Here is a 22,333-nt window from a genome sequence, read left to right as displayed (position 1 = left end):
AACATTCCGAACGTAGCAGGCTCGCTCCTGAGTATCTGTACTCTGTGGACCTGAGCACCCCTGCGCGGCCCTGCTCCTGCGCGGCCCTACCCGTCCACAGGGCGGGTTCTCAACCGATCCAGCCGGTCGCGGCTGCAGTCGTCGGCGGGGGTGTGGACGACGAGCCGGATGCCGGGTCGGCCGATCAGGTCCATGCCGGTGGAGCGCAGGCGGAGCTCCCCGATCTCCGGGAAGTCGTAGTGCTTGTCGCACAGCGAGGGCGGGGCCACGTCCTCGGTGTCCCACAAGCGGGCGAACAGCGGGCTCGCGTCGTGCAGCCGGGCGACGAGATCGCGCCATTGCGGATCGTCGGGGTGCTGGCTGTAGCGGTAACGGAAACCGGCCACGACCTCGGGTGCCTGCTCGTCGCGGTTGAGGATGCGGCTGTGCTCCGGCGGTGCCGTGAAGAGGTACCAGAGGGTGTTCCGCTCGGCGGCCGATGCGCTGACCATGTGGTGGTGCACGGCGCCGTAGGACCGGTTCCAGGCCAGAACGTCCGTCCGGGCGTTGACCAGCACCGCCGGCAGCGGGTCGAGGGCCCGCAGGATGGCGTGGAGCTCATCCGGGATGCCGGGCGCGGGTTCGACGCCGGTCCGGAGCTGGGGCACCCCGGCCAGGCGGTAGAGGTGGTCGCGTTCGGCATCGCTGAGGCGCAGGGTCCGGGCCACTGCGGCGAGCACCTGGGCGCTGGCGTTGATCGGCCGGCCCTGTTCGAGCCAGGTGTACCAGGTGACGCCGACCCCGGCGAGCTGGGCCACCTCCTCGCGGCGCAGCCCCGGGGTACGCCGCCGGAGGCCGGGCGGCATGCCGACCTGGTCGGGGGTGACTCGTTCGCGTCGTGAGCGCAGGAACGAGCCGAGTTCACTGCGGCGTGCGGTGGCTGTCACGTCACCATCGTGCCCGAGCCGTAACCCGGTAGCCGGGTGTTGTCAGTACCGGTATGAGCAGGCTCTCAGCACCGGTATCAGAGGCGGCGCAGGCTCAGAAGCATGAACGGACAGAGCGGCACCTTCTCCGGCAAGATCGCGGTCGTGACCGGCGGCAGCGCGGGTATCGGCCTCGCCACCGCGCGGATGATCGCCGAGGGCGGCGGCACCGTCTACATCACCGGCCGGGACGCGGACCGGGTGGCGGCGGTGGCGGCGAGCATCCCCGGTGACGTCGTCGGTGTCCCGGCCGACTCGGCCTCCGCCGAGGATCTCGACCGGCTCTTCGCGCGGGTACGGGAGCGCAGCGGGCGGTTGGACGTGCTCGTCGCCAACGCGGCGGCGATCGTGCCCGCCCCGCTGGGCTCGATCACCACGGAGATCATCACCACCGTCTTCGGCGTCAACATCGCCGGGACGATCATGACGGTGCAGAAGGCGCTGCCGTTGTTCGCCGACGGGGGCGCGGTGGTGCTCGTCGGGTCGATGGCCGCCCATAAGGCGTCGCGCGGGCAGAGCGTCTACGCGGCGTCCAAGGCCGGGGTCCGGGCGCTGGCCCGTACGTGGGCTCTGGAGCTCAGTTCGCGGCGGATCCGGGTGAACGTGGTGAGTCCGGGCCCGACGGACACGCCCGCCATCACGCAGCTCGTCCCGGACGACGAGGCGCGAAAGGCGTTCTTCTCGAGGATGGGCGCCGGGACGCCGATGACCCGGGCCGGCACCGCGGAGGAGGCCGCCGCGGTGATCGCGTTCGTCGCCTCGGCTGCCGCTTCCCACGTCAACGGCGCCGACTACCACGTCGATGGCGGATATGGGCAGGTCTGACTTCACGCAGCTGAGCATGGGCCGGCCGATCAGGCTCGGTGGGAGCGGGTGCGCAGGGTGGCCCAGCATACGAGGGCTGCGGCGACGGCGGTGAGGGTGAAGCCCGCGATGGTGATCGCGTGCTCGAACTGGGTGCTCTGGTGCGAGGTCCAGTGCGAGGACGCGATCGTGCCGGTGAACAGCGCCGCCAGGATGGTGCCGGTGACGGCGATGCCGGCGGCGGTGGTGACCTCGGAGGCGGTGTCCACGAGGGCCGCGCCGATCGAGGTCCTGTTCTCCGGGAGACCGCGCAGGACGTTGACGCCGGCGACGACGCCGACCACGCGGATGCCGGCGGCGACCAGCGCGAGGGAGAGCGCGACCCAGACGTATCCGAGCCGGCCCAGCGTGCTGTAGACGGCGAGCCCGGCGACGACAGCCGTCGCGCTCATCCAGGCGGCGCGGTCGAGGCCGGCCCAGTCGACGAACCTGCTCACGAACGGCCCGGCGGCGACCAGGACGACGACCTGCGGCAGCATGCCGATCGCGGCGAGGGCGGGCGGCCATCCCCAGTCGAGCTGCAGCTGCAGCGTCACCATGTAGCTGAGGCCGGCGACCGCGAGCCCGGACGCGGCCTTGTAGGCCAGCCCGGCGGAGACGAGCGGGCGGGCGACGAGTTTCAGGTCGAGCATCGGGTGGCGCGCCGTCCGTTCGCGCAGGACGAAGAGCAGCGCCGCGACGACGGCGGCGGCGGTGACCGCCCACGACCCGGAGCTCTTGTTCACGAACAGCGTCGGGGCGATGAGCGCGAGCACGACGGCCGCCGTGCCCAGCAGCGCCCCGGGGACGTCGATCGGGTCGCGGTGCAGGTCGGCCGGGTCGTCGGCGGCGATGCCGGTGCGGATGCCGATGAACGCGAGCACCGCGACCGGCACGTTGACCAGCAGCAGCACCTGCCAGGGGGCGACGGCGAGAACGAAGCCGCCCGCCGTCGGGCCGACCGCGAGCCCGACCAGCCCCACGGTGGTGATCAGCGACATCGCTCGTACCCGAAGGCTGTCCTGCTGGAAGAGCCTGAATGCGAGGGCGATCGAGCCCGGGGTGGTCATCGCCGCTGCGACCCCCGTCACCGCGCGCACGGCGATGAGCTGCTCGGCCGTGGTGACGAACGCGGTTGCCAGGCTCGCGGCACCGAGCAGGGTCAGCCCGATGAGCATGATCCGGCGCCGCCCGAACCGGTCGGCCAGCGCGCCGAACGCGAGCATCAGCCCGCCGAAGACGACCGCGTAAGCGCCGGTCACCCATTGCAGGGAGACGGTCGAGGCGTGCAGCTCACGGCCGATCGTGGGCAGCGCGACGTTGAGGATCGAGTTGTCGAGCATCTCGAACAGGAACACCGCGGACAGCCCCGCCAGGGCCACCCACGCCTCCCGCAGAGTCTGTTGCCGGGGTTCGGTGAGGGTCATGCCGAGAACCATAACGCTAACCGTTAGCTTTTCACAACGGTTAGCGTTGCGAAACGGTTAGGATGCGGTCTGTGACCGAGGAACCAGGGCGCCGCGAGCGCAAGAAGGCCGCCACCCGCAGGCACATCGCCGACACGGCCCGGGAGATGTTCCTGGAGCGCGGCTTCGACGCGGTGGGGATCCGCGAGATCGCAGCCGCGGCGGACGTCGCCGTCACCACGCTGTTCTCGCACTTCCCGTCCAAGGAGGCCCTCGCTTTCGACGAGGGGCAGAAACGCGAGGACCGGCTCGTCCAGGCGGTGACCGGGCGTGCGCCGGAGCAGTCGATCCCCGACGCGCTGCGCGAGCACTTCCGGGCAGTCGTCGAGGACTTCGCCAGGCCCGCCGCGGTGATCTTCTGGCGGCTCGTCGACGACTCCCCGGCGCTGCGGGAGTACGCCTCGACGATGTGGCAGCGCCACGAGGACGCCCTGACCGCTGTGATCGCCGCCGAACTGGGCCTGCCGAAGTCGTCGACCACCTGCAGGGCGTTCTCCCACTACGTGCTCGGCGTCTATCCCCTGGCCCGCGAGTCACCCGACCCGATGGCGGCGGTCGACGAGATGTTCGACCTGATCACGCCCGGCTGGATCGAGATCGATGTCTCCGGATTCCACGGGGCAGCCCGGAGCGCGCCGCAGCCGTACCATGGCGCTGAATCGAGCTGATCGGGGGAGCGTCGATGGAGCGGTCCGAGGTGGATCCGGCGGGCGTCAAGAAGATCGCCGCCGGCGTGAGCGAGGCAGCCGAGACCGTCCGCGCGGCCACCAGGGCGGCGTACGGCTCGCTGGCGCCCGCAGGTCAGGACGGCTGGAGTGCCGCAGTGGCCGCGCACGGCGCGCAGACCTCGTGGGACGGCTACCTCGCCGGCCTCGCCGGGCAGGTCAGCACGTTCGGTGACAACCTCGCCGACTCCGCCACCGAATACGCAGCCACCGACGCGACGGCCGCCGATGGGATCACCCAGAGCGGCAAGGGGCCACGGTGAGCGGGGTGACCCTGCAGCTGCTGCTGGCAGCCGACGCGGGTCCCTGGCAGAAGGCGGCCACCACATGGCGTGACCTGGCCATGAGGATCGACGACGCGGCCGAGCAGCTGATCCGCGGCACCCGGGGCCTCGAGGACGCGTGGCCGGACGGCCCCGGCTCGGCGGCGGCGCTCGCCGAGAGCTCCCGTCTGCAGGCCGAGGTGAGCAACACCTACAACCCCGCATACCGGATCTACCAGACACTCGATCTGCACGCGCACGGCCTGTCGGACCTGCGCGGGCAGGCCGAGTCGATCGTGGCGTCGGCCCGCCGGAAGGGCATGACGGTCGACACAGCCACGGGTACGGTCACCGCGCCGGCCGCCGCCCCGGACGGCGAACGCCAGGTCGTCGCGGTGATCGGCGAGCTGGAGGCCGTGCTGTCGCGGGCGGCGGCCCTGGACGACTCGACCGCCAACGCGATCACTGTCAACCTGCCCGACGCTGCGACCGGCTTCGGCCAGTTCACGATGCCACCGGTCACCCGGGACACCCTCGCGGAGCAGGGCGGGCGCACACCGGCGGAGATCCAGGGCTGGTGGAACGCCCTGACCCCGGCCCAGCAGGAGCAGGCCATCCACGACTTCCCCGACCTGGTCGGGGCGATGGACGGCGTCCCGGCCACCGACCGCGACACCGCCAACCGGATCATGCTGGACAAGGACAGGGCCGGCCTGACCCAGCGCGCGGCAGACCTGCAGGCCGCGATCGACAAGGAGGGCCCCCGCAGCCACCGCGCCGTCGAGATGCGCGACGAGCTGAAACAGATCCGCAAGGAGCTCGACGGGCTGGACGCCGTGACGACCAAGCTCGCTGACCTGGGCCCGAAGGGGCTGCTGCTCGGCCTCGACCCGGCCGGTGACGGCCGCGCGATCATCGCCGTCGGCAACCCGGACACCGCCCGGCACACCGCGGTCTGGGTCCCGGGCCTCAACACCGAGCTGGCCGACACCCGCGGCAACGTCAACCGGGTGGTGAACCTGCAGCAGGCGGCCGACTCGCGCACCGCGCCGGCCGACGACGTGGCGGGCATCATGTGGCTCGGCTACGACGCGCCGGAGCTGAGCAACGTGGGCGGTTCGGGTCGCTCCGAGCAGGGCGGCCCGCTGCTCGACCGGTTCGTCGACGGTCTCCGCGCCACTCACGACCCCGGCGCCTCGCACGTCACCGTCGAGGGACACAGTTACGGCTCGACCGTGGTGGCCGAGGCGGCCCTGCGGGGAGACGGCCTGGCCGCCGACGACATCATCACCGCCGGCAGCCCCGGCATGCACACCGACCGGGCCGCCGACCTGCAGATCGACCCGAAACACGTGTGGGGTGGCCAGGCCGACGGCGACCCGGTGGCCGGCGCGCTCGGCAGCGTCTGGGGTGTGCACGGCAACGAGCCCACCGACGAGGACTTCGGCGCCAACCGTTACGTCACCGACACCGAGGGCCACAGCGACTACTGGAAACCCGGCAGCCAGAGCCTGCTCAACCAGGCCAAGGTAGTGGTCGGTCAGTACGATCAGGTCTCGCTGATGTGGGGGGAGCCACCACCATCATGACCCGTGTGTCCCGCCTCGCCGTGATCGTGCCGCTGCTGCTGGCACTCGCCGCCTGTACCGACAAGGGAGAAGACGTGCAGACCAAGCCGCAGGCCGACGCCAAGGCCCAGGTGGAGCAGCTCGCCACCGCGGCACGCACCGCCGCCGGCATCGCGTCGTTCAGCCAGTCCAACGCCAACATCAGCGGCTGCGACGGCCGCGCCGGCGAGATCTCCGACCCCGACGAGGTCTACTACGTCCAGGGCATCTACCAGCTCCTGGTCCCCGCCGAGGACCAGGCCGCCACGATCGCGAAGGTCCGTGACGCCTGGAAACAGGCCGGCCACACGATCAAGACCGAGCGCACGTTCGACAGCGGCGGCGGCGAGATCATCGCCGTCACCACCGACGAGTACGACCTGAGCCTCGGCACCGGCGAACCCCCGGCGATGTCTCTGCTGGTCAGCTCCCCCTGCTACCGCAACGCCGTTTAGCGGGAGCCGCAGAGCTGCTGGTTGGCGCTGCACGGCGGATAGCCGGCGTTCTGCAGCGCCGGCTCCTGCGTCCTACCGGTGAGGTAGTCCACGAAGTCCACCGCCAGCGGGTCGCCGCCCGCCCGGAAGTAGGCGTGCTCCACCGTCCAGAACGGATAGCCGCCGCCGATGTCCACCAGGCCGGAGCCGCGCCCGTCGAGGGCCACGGTGAGCAGGGTCCCACCCGCCCGGGCGGCGTCCGGGGCGTCGGCATACCCGATCGCGCCGTCCAGCCGGCTCGCCCGGTCGAGCACGGCCCCGGTCGAGCTCTCCTCACACAGAAACGTCTGATCGCTGCCCGCGTAGTCCTGGTCGACGCAGTTCGTGGACGTGCGCGGCCCCTGCGACGACGGCTTCGTGCCATCCCCGAGCACGTACCGCTCGAACGCGTTGCGGCTGCCGGACTGCCCCCGCGCGACAATCTTGACCGGCAGCGCCGCGAACCGCGGATCGATGTCCCGCCACGTCCGCTGCCGCCCACCGAAAATCGCCCGCACCTGCGTCGTGGTCAGCCGTACCGGTCCGGTCGCCCCCGGGAACACCTTCCGGTTCACCACGATGGTGTACGCGACAATCGCGATCGCCCGTTCCGCCATGCCCGCGGTCACCGACGGATCAGCCAGCCCGTCAGCCATCGCGACCCGGTGCTCCTTGCTCTTCGCGGCGATCCCGTCCCGCAGGTCGAGCAGCCCCTGCTGGCTGTTGCTCGGCGCCACCCGTACGGTGGCACTGCGGCAGTAGGTCGAATACGACCCATCGGCCTGCGCGGCAGCAGTGGCGAACGCACTGGACCCGGCAACCACCAGCTCCCCGCCCCGGATCAGCCCGGTGACCTTGACGTCCTCGGCCCGCCCGCCACCACCGGACAGCAGAATGAGCAGCTTGAACCGCTCCCCGGCATTGAGATGCCTGCTCGGCAGGATCACCGCGTCCCGGTCGATCCGGATCCCCTCGGAGATCAGCTCCCCGAGCTCCGCCGGATGCGCATCGGTGACATCGACGGTCCGCACAGCCCCGTCCGGAAACTGGATCCGGGTCTCGGCCCGATAGTCCGCCTCGGTGATGTCCGAGTCACTGTCGTTGGTGATCCGCACCACCGCCAGCGACGGATTGTCGATGAGCTTGTCGTTACGATCGTTGAGCCGCACCACATCCCCGGCATCCGGCGGGTCGAGCCCCAGCCGCGAGTTCAGCAGCACGTTGTAGAGCAACTTCTTCCGCTGCCGGCTCTTCTCCCTGTTCCGGATGTAGACATTCGCCACGACGGGCACGACCACCCCCAGCACCAGGAACACCAGCCCGGAACTGGAGAGCAGGGACCGGCCCAGCTCGGTGAACAGATCCCCGAAGACAGCAGCCACAACCGCCATTGTGGACGCCCTGTCTGGCCGTCAGGTTAACGCTCGACTAGTTCCAGGCGAGGATGGTGAGGTCCTTGCTGCGGGGGAGGGCGTCGAAGAGCAGCGTCGGTTTGCCGCCGGTGACGGGGACGGAGTAGAAGCCGTCCGCTCGTTGGGCGAGGAGGGTTTTGCCGTCGGGGGAGACGTGGACGGCGGTGAAGGGTTTGCCCTTGGCCTTGCCGATCACGCGTAACGTCGCCACGTTCTTGGCCGGGTCGGCGGTGAGGGCGGCGAGGACGGCGGTGCTGCCCTGGCCGTGGCAGGCGAGGGTGAAGGGGGCCAGTTCGGGGCCGGTGCAGGTGTAGAGGGGGTCGTCGTCCTCGAGGATGTCGGCCTGGACGAGTTCGCGGGCGCTGCGGCGGATGACGACGTCCTGGGCCTTGGGGAGGGCGGGGATCGGGACGTAGGCCGTTTCGACGGGGTCGGCGTGGGAGTCCCAGGAGAACGGGATGCCCGCGAAGTCGCGGATGGTGTTCGCCGGGTCCGCGGGGTCTAGGGAGATCGTCTTGTGGGTGATGCCGTCGCCTCCGTCGACCTCGATGGCGAGCAGGTTCGTCCCGGGGATGAACGCCGCCGTCTGCAGGGTCAGGTCCTTCACCTGTAACGCCTCGGGGGTCAGGCGGGCCTTGCGGGCGTAGGCGTCGCCGCTCAGCGCGTACACAATCAGGGTGTTGGATTTGATCTCCGCGGCCCAGGCGAAGGTCGGGCTGAACGTCTTGTCCTCGCCTGCCGGAATCGGGAAGCTGCGCAGCAGCGTGCCGTCCGTGGCGCCGTAGACCCGCAGCTCGGCCTCGTCGCCGTCGTCCAGATAGGCGTCCAGGCCGGACGGCAGGGTGGAGGCGGGTGGCGCGGAGGATGCGGTGGCGGGCGGGGTCTGCCACTGGACGGGTTCGGGCTCGCTGCAGGCCGCCAGCGAGAGGAGCAGCGCTACGGCGACGGGCAGCTTCTTCACCTGCGGGAGCCTAGTATGGGCGGCTGTGCGGGGATCATGGGCTGCGGCCGTCGTGGGCTTGGTGTTGATCAGCGGGTGTGACTTCGGCGGGGGCGTGGAGTACGTCGCGCCGACGCCGGAAGCGGTGCGGGCCACGGTGCTGGCGCAGGTCGGGGCCGGTGCGGGGATGCCGTCCGGGATCGTCTATCTGGACCGGGACCTGGAGGTGGACTCCCTGGTGGTCCATGCCGTCGAGTCGGGCAGGGAGCTGCGCGCGGCCACTATCCCGAACGACACCGACGTGGTCCGGCGGGATGCCTTCGACCGGACCATGAGCAGATATGTGTACGCGGAAGACTGCGTCCTCCACGTCGCCACCCTCACCACGAAGGCGTACGTGCCGACCGCGGAATGGCGCCCCGCCCAGCTCGGGGGAGCCGGCCACTGCCTGTCCGAGCCGCGGTTCCAGCCGGACGGCCGGGTGATGCTGGCGGTCGGCGACAAGCGGAGCGTCCGCATCTCGGTGGATCCCGCGCACCCGGAGACGGCGGCGAAGGACGAGGGCGATGTCCCGCTGACGCTCGAGCAGCGCTACACCGCGCCGGGCACCGACGGCGTCACCGTCTCGACCAACGGGTACGAGATCGAGCACGTGTCGACGGACGAGGAGGGCGACTGCGGGCCCGGGATCGGCGGGACGGCGTACCTGTGTCATGGCGTTGTGGTGACCTTGTCGACCGGCACGAAGACGGCCACGACGGTGAAGCTGGTGGACGTGCCGGACACCGACGGGGTGGCGGTCTTCGTCGACCGGGAGCAGAAACGCCTCGCGGTCGGCGATGCGAGCGAGTGGTTCACCGCGACCGTCGCCGACCCGTCGAAGCGCACGAAGCGACCGTGGAAGAACGTACCGAAGCTAGGCGACCCGATGTTCTGGAACTGAGGGCTCGTTGATCTCGGCCCAGACGGCGTCGAGGGACAGGCCGAGGACGTCGGCGATCGCGGCGATGGTCGGGAAGGCGGGGGTTGCCACGCGGCCCGTCTCGATCTTCCGGAGGGTCTCGGGGGAGACGCGCGCGTGGAGCGCGGTTTCGAGCATCGAGCGCTCGCCCCGGGCGAGACGCAGCAGGGAACCGAGGCGCTGTCCGCGCTCGACCTCTTCGGGTGTGAGCGGCAACCTGACCATGACCCGATAATAGTACCGGGATAATATGGCCGGGATAGTTATTGGTTCACCGGAGGAGCGGCGCCGCATGATCGAGATCCTGAAGCCCACCGAGCTGCCCCTGGCGAGGGAGACCGGCGCCCTGGTGGCCGGCATCCTGCAGACCCTGAAGGCCCGCAGCACGGTCGGCACGAACCTGCTGGACATCGACCGGCAGGCCCAGGCCATGATCGCCGAGGCCGGGGCGCTGTCCTGCTACGTCGACTACGCGCCGTCCTTCGGCCGCGGGCCGTTCGGCCACTACATCTGCACGTCGGTCAACGACGCCGTCCTGCACGGGCTGCCGTTCGACTACGAGCTCGCCGACGGTGACCTGCTCTCCCTCGACCTCGCCGTCTCCCTCGGCGGGATCGTCGCCGACTCCGCCATCAGCTTCGTCGTGGGCGAATCGCCGCAGCCGGAGAGCCTCGCGCTGATCGACGCCACCGAGCGCGCGCTGAAAGCCGCGATCGCGGCCGCCGGCCCCGGCGTGCACATCGGCGACCTCTCCCACGCCATCGGCAAGGTCCTCAACGCCGCGGGCTACGAGGTCAACACCGAGTTCGGCGGTCACGGCGTCGGCTCGACGATGCACCAGGACCCGCACGTCTCGAACATCGGCCGCCCCGGCCGCGGCTACCGGCTGCGCCCCGGCCTGCTGCTCGCCCTGGAGCCCTGGGTCATGGCCGACACCGCCAAGCTCGTCACCGACGCCGACGGCTGGACGCTGCGCAGCGCCACCGGCTGCCGCACCTCCCACAGCGAGCACACCATCGCCATCACCGACGACGGCGCCGAGATCATGACCCTGCCCAAGGCTTAGTCCAGCTTGGCGAGGACCAGGTCGTGGATCGCGTCGAGGAGCTGGTCGTCGCGATCGGAGTGGGCGGTGACCGTGACCGCCGCGCGGCGTGCGGGGCTCAGGACGGCGTACTGGCCGTAGTGACCGTCCATGCGGGAGGTGCCGTCGCGGTCGAGCCAGAGGCCCAGCCCGTACCCGTAGGAGAATTGGCCTTTGCTGGTCACAGCCGGGACTGACTCGGTGGTCATCCTCTTGACGTAGGACGCGGGCACGAGCTGCCGGTCCTCCCATCGGCCCTCCTGCAGCAACAGCTGCGCGAAACGGGCCAGCTCCCCGGTGCGCAGGAACAGGTCGCTCTCCGCGAACGGGAACCCCAGCGGGCAGGTGTGCCAGGCCGGGTTGTGCAGATCGAGAGGACCGAAGATCCGGGGCATGAGGTACGCCCGCAGATCGGCCCCCGTCACCCGAGCGATCACCCGCCCGACGGCATAGGGCCCGGACCCGGTGTACGCGAACCCGCCCGCCCCCACCGGCGCCGCCACGATCTCGTGCAGCAGATCCGGGGCATCGATCCGCATGTGCGCGAACCACTTGTGGCTGCTCCCGCTCGTCATCGTCAGCAGTTGCCGTAGCGTGACCGTCTCGAACCCGGGCGCGGCCATCGCCCGCAGCTCGGGAAAATGGTCGAGGAACCGGTCGTCGAGACCGAGCCGCCCCTCGGCCTCGGCGAGCCCCGCCGCGACCGAGGTGAACGTCTTCGACACCGAGTACAGATTCACCCGGTCATCGGAGCGGAACCGGTGCGTCACCGGCTCCTGCCCCTCCCGGTGCACCCAGATGCCGTAGGTGCCCAGCTCGCGCTCGCGGTCGGCCCGGATGAAGTCGTCGAGCAGCGTCATGACTTGATGGCTGTTTCCACGTCGTCGTGCAGGGACAGGTAGCCGGTGAGGCCGAGGGTTTCCAGCAGGCGGCTGAGGAAACCGGAGGCGGCGGCCAGCCGGACCCAGCCGCCTTTCTCCATGGCGCGGCCGTGGGCGGTGACCAGGACGCCGACGCCCATGGAGTCGCAGAAGTCGAGGCCGGAGAGGTCGACCACGATATGCGGGGCCGGGCGTTCGACGAGGCGGCTCAGGTTGGCCTTGAGGGCCGGGGCGGTGTCGATGTCGAGGGAGCCGCGCAGGGTCAGGACGGCGGTGTTCGGGGGGTGGTGCGCGACCGAGACCTGCATGAAGATGTCGCTTTCTGCGGGGGCGTGCGGGGGACGGGGGCAGGGGTCAGCCGAGAGTGATGGTGCGGTATCGCGGTGGTGACTACACCCTAAGCGAGGGGTACACGCGTGGGCGAATTCGGCCGCGTACCGTTGACATCGTGAGCATCGGCAAGGGCGATGTGGCGCCCGAATTTGAACTGCCCGACCAGGACGGCAAGCCGACGCGGCTCAGTGAGCTGCTGACCGCGGGACCCGTCGTCATGTTCTTCTATCCGGCCGCGCTCAGCAGCGGCTGCACGGCGGAGGCCTGTAATTTCCGGGACCTCGCCGGCGAGTTCCGCGAGGCCGGCGTCCAGCGCGTCGGTGTCAGCCGGGACACCGTCGAGAAGCAGAAGAAGTTCGCCGAGGTGAACAGCTTCGACTATCCGTTGCTGTCCGACCCGGAGAGCAAGGTCGCCGCGGCGTACGGCGTGAAGCGCAAGCTTCCCCTCGGCCCGCTCAGCACGAAGCGGCTGACGTTCGTGATCGGCACCGACGGTGTGGTCATCGACGTGATCCACAGTGAGCTGGACATGAACCAGCACGCCGACCGCGCCCTGGAAGCGGTCACCAAGGCACGGCCGGCGTCCTAGAAAAACCTAGTTACGCCACTTGCGGCCGCTGCGGCCGATGAGGCGGTCGGCGTCCGTGGGGCCCCAGGAGGCCGCCTCGTACGTCGGGATCGGGCTCTGGTCCTTGGCCCAGTGCTCGATGATCGGGTCGACGATGCGCCAGCACTGCTCGACCTCGTCGGTGCGGATGAACAGCGTGGGGTCGCCGAGCAGGGCGTCGAGCAGCAACCGCTCGTAGGCCTCCGGCGACTCCTCGCGGAACGTCTGCTCGTACGAGAAGTCCATGCTGGCCGTGCGGACCCGGAACGAGTGGCCGGGGACCTTGGCACCGAAGCGCAGCGAGATGCCCTCGTTGGGCTGGATGCGCAGGATCAGCGCGTCCGCGTCGAGCTCGGTGAGCTGGGCGGTCGGGATCGGCAGGTGCGGCGGCCGCTGGAACTGCAGGGCGACCTCGGTGACGCGGGCCGGCAGGCGCTTGCCCGTGCGCACGTAGAACGGCACGCCCGCCCAGCGCCAGTTGTCGACGTTGAGCCGCATGGCCGCATACGTCTCCGTCCGCGACAGCGGGTCGACGCCGACCTCCTCGCGGTAGCCGGCCATCAGGTCCTCGCGGGTGCCGCCGCGGGTGTACTGGCCGCGCACCGCCAGGTCGGCGATGTCGCGGTCGGTGGGCAGCCGGATCGCCTGGAGCAGCTTCACCTTCTCGTTGCGCAGCCCTTCGGCGTCGAACGAGGCGGGCGGCTCCATCAGGGCCAGCGCGAGGACCTGCAGCACGTGGTTCTGCACGATGTCGCGCATCGCGCCCGCGTGCTCGTAGAAGCCGCCGCGGGTGCCGACGCCGAGCGTCTCGGCGACGGTGATCTGCACGTGGTCGACCCAGGAGCGGTTCCAGATGGGCTGGAAGATCGCGTTGGCGAAGCGCAGCGCGAGCACGTTCTGGACGGTGTCCTTGCCCAGGTAGTGGTCGATCCGGAAGACCTGGGGCTCCTCGAACGCGGCGTGCACGATGCCGTCGAGCTCGCGGGCGGTGCGCAGGTCGTTGCCGTACGGCTTCTCGATCACCAGGCGGGCGAAGGAGCCGTCGGCCGCGTGATTGAGCCCGGCACCGGCGAGGCCGTTGATCACCGGCTCGAACGCCTCGGCGGGCGTGGAGAGGTAGAAGATCCGGTTGCCTGCGGTGCCACGGGTGGCGTCGAGCTCGTCGAGGGTCTCGGCGAGGCGTTTGTAGGTCGCGGGGTCGTCGTAGCCGCCCGATACGTACCTGATGCCGCCCTGGAGCTGCGGTTTGTCCGCGAGGCTCCGGTTGCCGAGGGAGCTCTCGGCGAAGGTCTGGTCCTCCATCGGCGTGCGGGCCACCCCGACGAGGGCGAACTCTGATGGGAGGCGGTTGTGCCGGGCCAGGCTCTCCACGGCCGGCAACAACTTGCGGCGGGTCAGGTCGCCGGACGCACCGAAGATCACCAGTGTGGCGGGCGGGGCGTTGCGGTCCTGCGCGAGCTGCGGAACGTTGTCCATCGTCTGCTTTTCCTCCACCGCGTACGTGAACTTTGAAGGTTGTTCGCGACCTACCGTGAGGCACGCTTCGCGCAAGCGGCGCGCCCTGAGCTCCACCGTCGCGAACAACCTTCACTACGGCTGACTTTACGCAGTGGGGACGTTGATCGGATCAAACCGGTACGCCGATGCGACATGGTCCATAGCCGCAAAAGTGGCAAACTGTCAGGTAAGCCGCCAACCGGCAGAGGGAGATCTCGTGAAGTATCGGCTCGTGACCCGCAGCGACTTCGACGGGCTCGTCTGCGCCGTCCTGCTGCGTGTCCTCGACATGATCGACGACATCACCTTCGTGCATCCGAAGGACGTGCAGGACGGTGTCACCGAGATTACTGAGCGTGACATTCTGACCAACCTGCCGTACGCCCCTGGCGCTCATATGATCTTCGACCACCACCACTCGGAGACGCTGCGTAACACGGGTGACCGGGAGAACCACATCATCGACCCCGACGCGCCCTCGGCGGCCCGGGTCATCTACGACTACTACGGCGGGGCCGAGCGCTTCCCCGAGGTGCCGGTGGACCTGATGGAGGCGGTCGACCAGGCGGACTCCGCGGCGTACGAGCTGCACGACATCCTCGACCCCCAGGGCTGGACGCTGCTCAACTTCCTGATGGACAGCCGCACCGGGCTGGGCCGTTTCCGGGAATTCCGGATCTCCAACTACCAGCTGATGATGCTGCTGATCGACGCGTGCATCCAGATGACGTCGGTCGACGAGATCCTCGAGCTGCGCGACGTCTCCGAGCGTGCCGACCTCTACCGGGACTGCTCGGCGATGTTCGTGGAGCAGTTGCGCCGGGTGAGCCGGGTGGAGGGCGACGTGGTGATCGTCGACCTGCGCGACGAGGACCCGATCATGGCCGGGAACAGGTTCATGGTCTACGCGCTGTACCCCGAGGCCCGCGTCTCGATCCACGTGATCTGGGGCCGGGCGAAGCTCAACACGGTCTTCGCGTGCGGCAAATCGATCCTCGACCGTACGTCGCCGGTCGACATCGGCTCGGTGATGCTGCACTACGGCGGTGGCGGGCACCTTGCCGCCGGCACCTGCCAGGTGCCGCACGCGGACTCCGAGCGGGTCGAGCGCGAGATCATCGACGCTCTGCAGTCGCCCAGGACCGTCACGGTCTAGCGAAAAGTATTGCGGGCGGGGCGGAGAGCCGAACCTCTCCACCCCGCCCGACGCAGGTCGTGGGTCTTGCCCTGGACCCCACCCGCATGTCGTGCCCCGCGCCCCACGCGCTTCGTCACGACATGTCCGCGCCCACCTCTGCGCGGACGTCTTCTTACTTCTCCTCGGGCTCCTGGTAGCGCCACGACGACGCTGTCACGAGCTCCTTCTTCTCCGGTTCCGCGCTGCCGGCCTCGGCACTGGCGGCCGGGCGCTGCCTGCGGGACCGCATGATCGAAATCGCGGCGGCCGCGGCGGCCAGCAGGGCGACGACCCACCCCGCGACGGTCCAGAAACCGGGTCCGTCACTGCCGGCACTTTCGGCCAGAGCCTGCTGAACGTACGCGTCCAGCGCGGTGTTGTCCGTATCGGCCGTCCCGCCGCCCGTGTGGCTCGCGTGCCCGCCGTACTCCTGGCCCGCGACCGCCGGGGTCAGCGAGATCGACACCGGCGACAGCGGCACACCCTTGGCGGGGTCGGCATACGTGGCCTCGACCTTGAACGCCATCGACGACGTGCCCGGCATCGGGCCCATCGCCGTGGTCAGGTCGGTGGACGCGCCGGGGGCGAGCTCCTTGCCGGCGGCCGCGACCCAGGTGATCGAGGCGGTCATCTGGGTGATCTTGCTGCCGTCCGTGGACGTCACGGGGGTGTCGAGCTGCTTCGTCTCGATGACCGGCGCCCAGTTCTCGACCGACAGCGGATAGATCTCCGCCACCGGGAGATCGGCGGGCAGCACGAGCTTGACCTTGGTGATCGGGGTCTGCGCGGTGTTGGTGACCTTGAACGCGATGTCCTGGCCGCTGCCCTGCGGTGCGCTGGGCGGGTTGACCGTCACGCCGGCGGCGGCCGGGGCCGCGAAACCGAGCACGCCGGTGGCGACGGTGGCAGCCAGGATGCCCGCCCGGCGGTGCTTCTCGAGTCGACTCACGTGGGGTAGTTCGTCTCACACCGCCGAATGGTTCAACGCCTCGGAAAATTTCTTTGCGGGCCGTGCCGGAGAATGAACGCATGCGTGAAGTAGCAATCGGCAGCGACATGATCAGACTCGGACAGTTCCTGAAACTGGCCGACCTCATCGAGACGGGCGGCGAGGCCAAGCTGGTGATCGCCGACGGCGACGTGAAGGTCAACGGTGAGATCGACACCCGCCGGGGGCGGCAGTTGCACCCCGGCGACGTCGTGGCGGTGAACGGTAACAGCGCCAAGGTGGTCCTTTAACGGAAAGTGATGCGCGGTTGACACGGTGTCGATCTCGGCATCTACTGAGGCGGATATCGATGTCTGCCTCGATGGGGAGGCCCTATGAGCCGCGCATTTCTCGCCGCCGCAGCCGCCTGTCTCCTGGGAGTTTCCGGCTGTGCGGGCTGGGGCGGTGACAGCGCCGGCGGCGGCGGGGCGAACAGCATCGACGTGCTGATGGTCAACAACCCGCAGATGATCGATCTGCAACGGCTGACCGCGCAGAACTTCACGAAGCAGACCGGCATCTCGGTCAACTTCACGGTGCTGCCCGAGAACGACGTCCGCGACAAGATCAGTCAGGAGTTCTCCAGCCAGGCCGGCCAGTACGACGTCGCCTCGCTGAGCAACTTCGAGATCCCGATCTACGCGAAGTCGAAGTGGATCGCGCCGCTCGACGACTACGTCAAGGCCGACTCCACGTTCGACCAGAGCGACATCCTGCCCCCGATGACCAAGTCGCTCACCGCCGACGACGGCAAGCTCTACGGCGAGCCCTTCTACGGCGAGTCCTCGTTCCTGATGTACCGCAAGGACGTGCTCGACGCGCAGGGCCTCACGATGCCGCCGAAGCCGACGTGGCAGCAGGTCGCCGACATCGCGGCGCAGGTCGACGGCAAACAGGCGGGGATGGCCGGGATCTGCCTGCGCGGCCAGCCCGGCTGGGGCCAGATCTTCGCCCCGCTCACCACGGTGGTGAACACGTTCGGCGGCACCTGGTTCGACAAGGACTGGAACGCGCAGGTCGACTCGCCCGAGTTCGAGGAAGCGACCACGTTCTACGTCGATCTCGTCCGCGAGCACGGCGAGGTCGGTGCCCCGCAGGCCGGCTTCACGGAGTGCCTGAACAACCTGATCCAGGGCAACGTCGCCATGTGGTACGACGCCACGAGCGCGGCTGGTTCCCTCGAGGCGGCCGACTCCCCGGTCAAAGGCAAGATCGGCTATGTCGCCGCCCCCGTGGTGAAGACCCCGAGCGCCGGCTGGCTGTACGCGTGGTCGTGGAGCATCCAGCAGGCCAGCACGAAGAAGGACAACGCCTGGAAGTTCATCTCCTGGGCGTCCAGCAAGCAGTACGAGGAGCTCGTCGGCGGTCAGCTCGGCTGGTCGAAGGTCCCCGCCGGCAAACGCGCCTCCACGTACGCCAACCCGGACTACCTCAAGGAGGCGTCGGCGTTCGCCGGCCCCACCGAGCAGGCCATCTCCGGCGCCGACCCGCGCAACCCGGGGGTGCAGCCGCGCCCCGCGATCGGCATCCAGTTCGTGGACATCCCCGAGTTCACCGATCTCGGCACCCAGGTCTCGCAGTACGTGAGCTCCGCGATAGCCGGGCAGATGAGCGTCGGCGAAGCCCTGAAACGCGGCCAGCGCCTCGCCGACGACGTGGCCGAACGCTACCGCTCCCGGGAGGGGTGAGGTCATGACATCCGTGGCGGAGAAGACCAGGGGCCGCACCGGGGAGCCCAAGCCGAAACCGTCCGGCGGGGCGAGCCGGGCGGCCGGATGGGTACGCCGTGCACCGCTGCTGCCCGCGCTGATCTTCATGATCGTGGTGACCCAGCTGCCGTTCGTGGCGACGCTGGTGATCTCCTTCATGGACTGGAACGCGTACTACCCCGACGAGGTCGGCTTCGCGGGTGTCGACAACTTCCGGCGCGTGTTCACCGACGTCAACATGCGCGATGCGGTCTGGACGACGATCCTGCTCACCGTGGGCGTCGTCCTGATCAGCCTGCTGCTGGGCCTGGGGATCGCGCTGCTGCTGGACCGCAAGTTCCGGGGCCGGGGCGCGGTCCGCACGATGATGATCGCGCCGTTCCTGGTCGTGCCGGTCGCCGCCGCGCTGCTCTGGAAGCACGCCCTCTACAACCCCGAGTACGGCCTGTTCAACGGCGCGCTCACCTGGATCTGGTCGCTGTTCGGCTCGGACAACCCGCCGCAGCCCGACTGGATCAGCAACATGCCGCTCTGGTCGGTGATCTTCGCGCTGGTCTGGCAGTGGACGCCGTTCATGATGCTGATCCTGCTGGCCGGGCTGCAGGGACGCCCCCTCGACGTGGTCGAGGCCGCGCGCATCGACGGCGCGAGCAGCTGGCAGATCTTCCGCTCGATGACGCTGCCGCACCTGCGCCAGTACCTCGAGCTCGGCGCGCTGCTCGGCTCCATCTACATCGTGCAGAACTTCGACGCGGTCTTCACGATCACGTCCGGTGGCCTGGGCACGGCCAACCTGCCGTACACGATCTACCAGATCTTCTACCAGGCGCACGACTACGGACGGGCCTCCGCGGCGGCCGTGATCGTGGTCGTCGGCACCATCGTCATCGCGACGTTCGCGCTGCGTACCGTCTCGTCGCTGTTCAAGGAGGACCCGGGCCGATGAGTACGCTCACCGCGGCACCCGCCGTACCCAAGAAGAAGGAACGCGGCGGCATCTGGCTGACCCTGCTCGCCTGGGTCGTGGGGATCCTCTTCGTCCTGCCCGTCGTCTGGATGGTGCTCACCTCCCTGCACAGCGAGGCCGACGCCGCCACGAACCCGCCCGCCGTCCTCGCGCCGCTGACGCTGGAGGGCTACCGCGAGTTCTTCACCGGCGGCGCCAGCCCGTGGCCGCCGCTGCTCAACTCGCTGACCGCCAGCATCCTGTCGACCGCGCTGGTGCTGCTGCTGGCGTTCCCGGCCGCGTACGCCCTGAGCATCAAGCCCGTCCGCAAGTGGACCGACGTGCTGTTCTTCTTCCTGTCCACCAAGATGCTGCCGGTCGTCGCCGGTCTGCTCCCGCTGTACCTGTTCGCGCAGAACAGTGGCCTGCTCGACAACATCTGGCTGCTGATCGTCTTCTACACCGCGATGAACCTGCCGATCGCCGTCTGGATGATGCGCTCGTTCCTCTCCGAGGTCCCCGTCGAGATGCTCGAGGCAGCGTCCATGGACGGCGCGAGCCTGACCCGGACCCTGAGCTCGGTGATCGCGCCGGTCGTCATGCCGGGCATCGCCGCCACCGCGCTGATCTGCTTCATCTTCAGCTGGAACGAGCTGCTCTTCGCGCGGGTCCTCACCGCCACCGTCGCCGAGACCGCGCCGGTGTTCCTCACCAGCTTCGTGACCAGCCAGGGCCTCTTCCTCGCCCAGCTCTGCGCGGCCGCGTTCGTGGTCTCGCTGCCGGTGCTCGCCGCCGGGTTCGCCGCCCAGGACAAACTCGTCCAGGGCCTCTCCCTGGGTTCGGTCAAATAAGCCCCCTCCCGAAGCCTTGTCCCGCCCCGTGCAGGCCCTCTTTAAGCTTTATCCCGCCCCGTGTAAGAAGGTGGCCGGTCCCGTTGCCGGGGCCGGCCACCGCATTTTGATCGGATCAGCCGGGAACCCGTCGCCGGGGGAGCACGTCTGAGGCGGTATGACGACATTTCGCGGTTTCCCGACGGCCGCAGCCGCCGCCACGTTGTTCCTGATCAGCGCGTGCGCCAACGCCGGCACGTCCCCCGTAGCGGGTTCTGCACCCTCCTCGTCCGCGCCTCCCGCAGCCGGGAGCGCGGACGATCTGCTGTTGCGCGTCGAGCAGGTCGGCGGTTTCGTGGCCCCCAGCATGCGCTCCGGGCGGCTGCCCCAGATCAGCATCTACGCGGACGGCCGGGTCATCACCGAGGGCCCGGTGCCGGCGATCTATCCCGGTCCCGCGCTGCCCAACCTGCAGGTCGTGATGATCGACCCGGAGCAGGCGCGGGCGCTGGCCGGGAAATCGGCCGCGGCGGGCGTCACCGAGGGCACCGACTTCGGCCAGCCCGGCGTCGCCGACGTCCCCAGCACCCAGGTCACCGCCGTGACCGCGGCGGGCCGGCACACCGTGGCGGCCGAGGCGCTCAACGAGGCACGGGCGAACGACTCGGCGCTCACCGCGGCGCAGCAGGCGGCCCGCACGAAGCTGAAGGCCTACCTCGACGACGTCAACAAGATCACCCTGACGAAGATCGCGCCCGTGCAGTACAAGCCGGAGATCATCGCCGCCATCGTCACGCCCTACGTGGCCACCGACGACGCGGTCCGCCCGGAGACGATCGAGTGGCCCGGCGCGGCGCTGCCCGGTGAGCCGCTCGCGGAGGGCGCCGAGCTGACCTGCGTCACCGCCACCGGCGAGCAGGGCGACACCGTCCTCGCCGCCGCGGCCAAGGCCAAGACCAACACCGCGTGGGGCTACGGCGGCAACACCTGGTCGATCCGCTTCCGGCCGCTGCTGCCCGACGAGACGGGCTGCGCCGACCTCAAGGCGGGGCAGTGAGCCCGTTCGAATACCCCGGCGACGGCCCGGAGCAGGAAACGAACGGGCCGGGACAGGAGAACCCCGTCCCGGCCCGGCCGGCATGCCGTCCCTGCGTCAGCTCACGCCGAGCAGGTCCACCACGAAGATGAGCGTCTCGTTGGGCTTGATGACGCCACCGGCGCCACGCGCGCCGTAACCCAGGTGCGGGGGGATGGTCAGCTTGCGGCGGCCACCGACCTTCATGCCGGCCACCCCCTGGTCCCAGCCGCTGATGACCTGGCCGGCGCCGAGACCGAACTGGAACGAGCCACCCCGGTTGTACGACGCGTCGAACTCCTTGCCCGAGGAGAACGCCACACCCACGTAGTGGACGTCCACCTGGTGCCCGGGCTTCGCCTCCTCGCCGTCACCGACGGTGAGGTCCTCCACGACCAGCTCGGCCGGCGGCTCACCGCTGATGGGGCCGACGTCGGGCTTTTCCATGTGTCCTCCTGAGTCGAGTTCCTGCCAAACCATGCAACCACAGCACTCCGTGGTGAACGATTCGGGTACGCCATCCGTACCCCCTGCGAGCGCATGCAAGCCCGCCAGGAGGTCGTCGTGAAGTCAGCCCGCAGTCTCGCCGCCATCGCCGCCGCCGGTGGGGTCGTCGCGGTGACGGCCCTGCTCCCGGCGGTCCCCGCGCTGGCCCACGGCGCCCCGACCACCCCGATCAGCCGGACGGCGGCGTGCGCCCCGAACGGCGAGGAGCCCGGCGCGGCGGCGTGCAGGGCGGCGGCGAAGGCGAACGGCGCGAACATCGGCTCGTTCGACAACCTGCGGATCGCGAACGTGAACGGCAAGGACAAGTCGGTCGTCCCCGACGGGCACCTGTGCAGCGGCGGCCTGCCCAACTACAAGGGCCTCGACCTGGCCCGCGACGACTGGCCGTCGACCAAGGTCACCGCCGGTGCCACGCTCGCGGTGAGATACCAGGGCACGATCCCGCACAAGGGCAGCTTCCGGCTCTACCTGACCAAGCAGGGCTACGACCCGACCAAGGCCCTGACCTGGGACGACCTGACCAGCTCCCCGGTCGCCACGTTCAAGGACCCCACGTTCAGCGACGGCTCGTACCGCATGAGCGTGAAGATCCCGAAGGACCGCTCCGGCGCGCAACTGCTCTACGTGGTCTGGGAGACCTCCAGCACCCCGGACACGTACTACTCCTGCTCGGACCTCGTGGTGAAGGGCAAGCCCGCCGCCGTCGTGGCGACCTCCAGGACCGCCGCGTCGCCGTCACCCTCGCCGTCGCCGTCCCCCAGCAGGAAAAAGGAGTCGGCGGCCCCGGCCAAGCTGACCAGCAGGACCACCGCCCCGCCGGCCACCACCGACCCGGCCCCGGACCTGAACCCGGTCGCCTCCGACTCGGTGGACGACGGCCGCGCCCAGCTCGGCCACCTGATCATCGCGGGCGCCCTCCTGGTGATCGCCCTCGCCGGCGCCGCAGCCCTCACCACCCGCCTGCGCAGCCGCTGAGCCTCCCGCCTGCGCAGGCGCTGAGCCTTCCGCCTGCGCAGGCGCTGTCCCTCTCGCCCGAAAGCGAGG

At 69.7% G+C, this 22,333-nt stretch carries 25 protein-coding genes; 15 read left to right on the top strand and 10 right to left on the bottom strand.

Translation table 11 applies throughout. The features are described from left to right. Positions 1 to 86: 86 nt before the first annotated feature. Positions 87 to 926 (bottom strand): helix-turn-helix transcriptional regulator, encoded by an 840-nt coding sequence (locus Ahu01nite_RS35890; protein WP_239159400.1) that lies wholly within the window; start codon positions 924 to 926, stop codon positions 87 to 89. Between the two features lie 102 nt (positions 927 to 1,028). On the opposite strand from Ahu01nite_RS35890, the gene Ahu01nite_RS35885 reads away from it, so the two are divergent. Further along, entirely contained in the window at positions 1,029 to 1,790 is a 762-nt protein-coding gene (locus tag Ahu01nite_RS35885) for an SDR family NAD(P)-dependent oxidoreductase (RefSeq protein WP_203841172.1), read from the top strand. Between the two features lie 29 nt (positions 1,791 to 1,819). Here the strand turns inward: Ahu01nite_RS35885 and Ahu01nite_RS35880 are convergent, their stop codons facing one another. Then, entirely contained in the window at positions 1,820 to 3,235 is a 1,416-nt protein-coding gene (locus Ahu01nite_RS35880) for an MFS transporter (protein ID WP_203841171.1), read from the bottom strand. Between the two features lie 71 nt (positions 3,236 to 3,306). Between Ahu01nite_RS35880 and Ahu01nite_RS35875 the strand changes: the two genes are divergently transcribed. From Ahu01nite_RS35875 to Ahu01nite_RS35860, 4 genes are read left to right on the top strand one after another with little or no spacing between them, the layout of a single operon-like run. Further along, the gene (locus Ahu01nite_RS35875; protein WP_203841170.1) at positions 3,307 to 3,942 is read left to right on the top strand and encodes a TetR/AcrR family transcriptional regulator; all 636 of its coding nucleotides are present in this window, start codon (positions 3,307 to 3,309) and stop codon (positions 3,940 to 3,942) included. Positions 3,943 to 3,956: 14 nt separating this feature from the next. Continuing rightward, positions 3,957 to 4,262 (top strand): WXG100 family type VII secretion target, encoded by a 306-nt coding sequence (locus tag Ahu01nite_RS35870; RefSeq protein ID WP_203841169.1) that lies wholly within the window; start codon positions 3,957 to 3,959, stop codon positions 4,260 to 4,262. Then, the gene (locus Ahu01nite_RS35865) at positions 4,259 to 5,851 is read left to right on the top strand and encodes an alpha/beta hydrolase (protein ID WP_203841168.1); all 1,593 of its coding nucleotides are present in this window, start codon (positions 4,259 to 4,261) and stop codon (positions 5,849 to 5,851) included. The genes Ahu01nite_RS35870 and Ahu01nite_RS35865 overlap by 4 nt, the downstream gene beginning before the upstream one ends. Beyond that, on the top strand, positions 5,848 to 6,324 hold the full coding sequence (locus tag Ahu01nite_RS35860) for a hypothetical protein (RefSeq protein WP_203841167.1): 477 nt from the start codon (positions 5,848 to 5,850) through the stop codon (positions 6,322 to 6,324). Before Ahu01nite_RS35865 ends, Ahu01nite_RS35860 begins: the two co-directional genes overlap by 4 nt. Here Ahu01nite_RS35860 and Ahu01nite_RS35855 read toward each other — a convergent pair. Then, positions 6,321 to 7,724 (bottom strand): PstS family phosphate ABC transporter substrate-binding protein, encoded by a 1,404-nt coding sequence (locus Ahu01nite_RS35855; RefSeq protein WP_203841166.1) that lies wholly within the window; start codon positions 7,722 to 7,724, stop codon positions 6,321 to 6,323. The genes Ahu01nite_RS35860 and Ahu01nite_RS35855 overlap by 4 nt on opposite strands. A 46-nt stretch (positions 7,725 to 7,770) precedes the next feature. Beyond that, positions 7,771 to 8,715, bottom strand: coding sequence for a hypothetical protein (locus Ahu01nite_RS35850; protein ID WP_203841165.1), 945 nt, complete (start codon positions 8,713 to 8,715; stop codon positions 7,771 to 7,773). A 52-nt stretch (positions 8,716 to 8,767) separates the two neighbouring features. Here Ahu01nite_RS35850 and Ahu01nite_RS35845 point away from each other — a divergent pair, with 52 nt between their 5' ends. Next, positions 8,768 to 9,637 carry a hypothetical protein gene (locus Ahu01nite_RS35845; protein ID WP_203841164.1) on the top strand — a complete coding sequence of 290 codons (870 nt, stop codon included), beginning with the start codon at positions 8,768 to 8,770 and terminating at the stop codon, positions 9,635 to 9,637. On the opposite strand, the gene Ahu01nite_RS35840 is transcribed toward Ahu01nite_RS35845, so the two are convergent. Further along, positions 9,611 to 9,880 (bottom strand): helix-turn-helix domain-containing protein, encoded by a 270-nt coding sequence (locus Ahu01nite_RS35840; RefSeq protein ID WP_203841163.1) that lies wholly within the window; start codon positions 9,878 to 9,880, stop codon positions 9,611 to 9,613. The genes Ahu01nite_RS35845 and Ahu01nite_RS35840 overlap by 27 nt on opposite strands. Positions 9,881 to 9,947: 67 nt before the next feature. Here Ahu01nite_RS35840 and map point away from each other — a divergent pair, with 67 nt between their 5' ends. Continuing rightward, positions 9,948 to 10,721, top strand: a complete 774-nt coding sequence (gene map / locus Ahu01nite_RS35835; protein ID WP_203841162.1) for a type I methionyl aminopeptidase — start codon at positions 9,948 to 9,950, stop codon at positions 10,719 to 10,721. Here map and Ahu01nite_RS35830 read toward each other — a convergent pair. Next, positions 10,718 to 11,599, bottom strand: a complete 882-nt coding sequence (locus Ahu01nite_RS35830) for a serine hydrolase domain-containing protein (protein ID WP_203841161.1) — start codon at positions 11,597 to 11,599, stop codon at positions 10,718 to 10,720. The two genes, map and Ahu01nite_RS35830, sit on opposite strands and share 4 nt — an antisense overlap. Next, positions 11,596 to 11,928 carry an STAS domain-containing protein gene (locus Ahu01nite_RS35825; protein WP_203841160.1) on the bottom strand — a complete coding sequence of 111 codons (333 nt, stop codon included), beginning with the start codon at positions 11,926 to 11,928 and terminating at the stop codon, positions 11,596 to 11,598. Before Ahu01nite_RS35825 ends, Ahu01nite_RS35830 begins: the two co-directional genes overlap by 4 nt. A 140-nt stretch (positions 11,929 to 12,068) precedes the next feature. Here Ahu01nite_RS35825 and Ahu01nite_RS35820 point away from each other — a divergent pair, with 140 nt between their 5' ends. After that, the gene (locus tag Ahu01nite_RS35820) at positions 12,069 to 12,542 is read left to right on the top strand and encodes a peroxiredoxin (protein WP_239159399.1); all 474 of its coding nucleotides are present in this window, start codon (positions 12,069 to 12,071) and stop codon (positions 12,540 to 12,542) included. A 6-nt stretch (positions 12,543 to 12,548) separates the two neighbouring features. Here Ahu01nite_RS35820 and zwf read toward each other — a convergent pair whose 3' ends face one another. Continuing rightward, positions 12,549 to 14,036, bottom strand: coding sequence for a glucose-6-phosphate dehydrogenase (zwf, locus tag Ahu01nite_RS35815; RefSeq protein WP_203841158.1), 1,488 nt, complete (start codon positions 14,034 to 14,036; stop codon positions 12,549 to 12,551). Between the two features lie 238 nt (positions 14,037 to 14,274). Here zwf and Ahu01nite_RS35810 point away from each other — a divergent pair, with 238 nt between their 5' ends. Beyond that, positions 14,275 to 15,213 carry a DHH family phosphoesterase gene (locus tag Ahu01nite_RS35810; RefSeq protein ID WP_203841157.1) on the top strand — a complete coding sequence of 313 codons (939 nt, stop codon included), beginning with the start codon at positions 14,275 to 14,277 and terminating at the stop codon, positions 15,211 to 15,213. 154 nt (positions 15,214 to 15,367) lie between these two features. On the opposite strand, the gene Ahu01nite_RS35805 is transcribed toward Ahu01nite_RS35810, so the two are convergent. Next, a complete protein-coding gene (locus Ahu01nite_RS35805) occupies positions 15,368 to 16,183 on the bottom strand; it encodes a DUF1775 domain-containing protein (protein ID WP_203841156.1) in 816 nt (271 codons plus the stop codon). 80 nt (positions 16,184 to 16,263) lie between these two features. On the opposite strand from Ahu01nite_RS35805, the gene Ahu01nite_RS35800 reads away from it, so the two are divergent. The 5 genes from Ahu01nite_RS35800 to Ahu01nite_RS35780 all read left to right on the top strand — a co-directional run bounded on the left by Ahu01nite_RS35800 (position 16,264) and on the right by Ahu01nite_RS35780 (position 20,764). Then, entirely contained in the window at positions 16,264 to 16,473 is a 210-nt protein-coding gene (locus tag Ahu01nite_RS35800; RefSeq protein WP_212999263.1) for an RNA-binding S4 domain-containing protein, read from the top strand. An 84-nt stretch (positions 16,474 to 16,557) separates the two neighbouring features. Continuing rightward, positions 16,558 to 17,910, top strand: coding sequence for an ABC transporter substrate-binding protein (locus Ahu01nite_RS35795; RefSeq protein ID WP_203841155.1), 1,353 nt, complete (start codon positions 16,558 to 16,560; stop codon positions 17,908 to 17,910). A gap of 4 nt (positions 17,911 to 17,914) precedes the next feature. Beyond that, positions 17,915 to 18,877 (top strand): carbohydrate ABC transporter permease, encoded by a 963-nt coding sequence (locus Ahu01nite_RS35790; RefSeq protein WP_203841154.1) that lies wholly within the window; start codon positions 17,915 to 17,917, stop codon positions 18,875 to 18,877. Beyond that, positions 18,874 to 19,728, top strand: a complete 855-nt coding sequence (locus Ahu01nite_RS35785) for a carbohydrate ABC transporter permease (protein WP_203841153.1) — start codon at positions 18,874 to 18,876, stop codon at positions 19,726 to 19,728. Before Ahu01nite_RS35790 ends, Ahu01nite_RS35785 begins: the two co-directional genes overlap by 4 nt. A gap of 157 nt (positions 19,729 to 19,885) precedes the next feature. Next, positions 19,886 to 20,764, top strand: coding sequence for a hypothetical protein (locus Ahu01nite_RS35780; protein WP_203841152.1), 879 nt, complete (start codon positions 19,886 to 19,888; stop codon positions 20,762 to 20,764). Between the two features lie 96 nt (positions 20,765 to 20,860). Here Ahu01nite_RS35780 and Ahu01nite_RS35775 read toward each other — a convergent pair whose 3' ends face one another. Then, entirely contained in the window at positions 20,861 to 21,229 is a 369-nt protein-coding gene (locus Ahu01nite_RS35775) for an FKBP-type peptidyl-prolyl cis-trans isomerase (protein ID WP_203841151.1), read from the bottom strand. Between the two features lie 117 nt (positions 21,230 to 21,346). Here Ahu01nite_RS35775 and Ahu01nite_RS35770 point away from each other — a divergent pair, with 117 nt between their 5' ends. After that, entirely contained in the window at positions 21,347 to 22,264 is a 918-nt protein-coding gene (locus tag Ahu01nite_RS35770; RefSeq protein WP_239159398.1) for a lytic polysaccharide monooxygenase, read from the top strand. Positions 22,265 to 22,333: the final 69 nt, after the last annotated feature.

The organism is Winogradskya humida, from assembly GCF_016862215.1.
Lineage (GTDB): Bacteria > Actinomycetota > Actinomycetes > Mycobacteriales > Micromonosporaceae > Actinoplanes > Actinoplanes humidus.
Note: the sequence above shows the minus strand (reverse complement) of the source record. Positions and strands in the feature narration are given on the sequence as shown.

Excerpts from the sequence above, each read along its gene's own strand:
- Ahu01nite_RS35885 (WP_203841172.1), top strand. The coding sequence starts at position 1,029 with ATGAACGGACAGAGCGGCACCTTCTCCGGCAAGATCGCGGTCGTGACC.
- Ahu01nite_RS35880 (WP_203841171.1), bottom strand. The coding sequence starts at position 3,235 with ATGACCCTCACCGAACCCCGGCAACAGACTCTGCGGGAGGCGTGGGTG.
- Ahu01nite_RS35870 (WP_203841169.1), top strand. The coding sequence starts at position 3,957 with ATGGAGCGGTCCGAGGTGGATCCGGCGGGCGTCAAGAAGATCGCCGCC.
- Ahu01nite_RS35860 (WP_203841167.1), top strand. The coding sequence starts at position 5,848 with ATGACCCGTGTGTCCCGCCTCGCCGTGATCGTGCCGCTGCTGCTGGCA.
- Ahu01nite_RS35840 (WP_203841163.1), bottom strand. The coding sequence starts at position 9,880 with ATGGTCAGGTTGCCGCTCACACCCGAAGAGGTCGAGCGCGGACAGCGC.
- map (WP_203841162.1), top strand. The coding sequence starts at position 9,948 with ATGATCGAGATCCTGAAGCCCACCGAGCTGCCCCTGGCGAGGGAGACC.
- Ahu01nite_RS35830 (WP_203841161.1), bottom strand. The coding sequence starts at position 11,599 with ATGACGCTGCTCGACGACTTCATCCGGGCCGACCGCGAGCGCGAGCTG.
- Ahu01nite_RS35825 (WP_203841160.1), bottom strand. The coding sequence starts at position 11,928 with ATGCAGGTCTCGGTCGCGCACCACCCCCCGAACACCGCCGTCCTGACC.
- zwf (WP_203841158.1), bottom strand. The coding sequence starts at position 14,036 with ATGGACAACGTTCCGCAGCTCGCGCAGGACCGCAACGCCCCGCCCGCC.
- Ahu01nite_RS35800 (WP_212999263.1), top strand. The coding sequence starts at position 16,264 with ATGCGTGAAGTAGCAATCGGCAGCGACATGATCAGACTCGGACAGTTC.
- Ahu01nite_RS35795 (WP_203841155.1), top strand. The coding sequence starts at position 16,558 with ATGAGCCGCGCATTTCTCGCCGCCGCAGCCGCCTGTCTCCTGGGAGTT.
- Ahu01nite_RS35790 (WP_203841154.1), top strand. The coding sequence starts at position 17,915 with ATGACATCCGTGGCGGAGAAGACCAGGGGCCGCACCGGGGAGCCCAAG.
- Ahu01nite_RS35785 (WP_203841153.1), top strand. The coding sequence starts at position 18,874 with ATGAGTACGCTCACCGCGGCACCCGCCGTACCCAAGAAGAAGGAACGC.
- Ahu01nite_RS35780 (WP_203841152.1), top strand. The coding sequence starts at position 19,886 with ATGACGACATTTCGCGGTTTCCCGACGGCCGCAGCCGCCGCCACGTTG.
- Ahu01nite_RS35775 (WP_203841151.1), bottom strand. The coding sequence starts at position 21,229 with ATGGAAAAGCCCGACGTCGGCCCCATCAGCGGTGAGCCGCCGGCCGAG.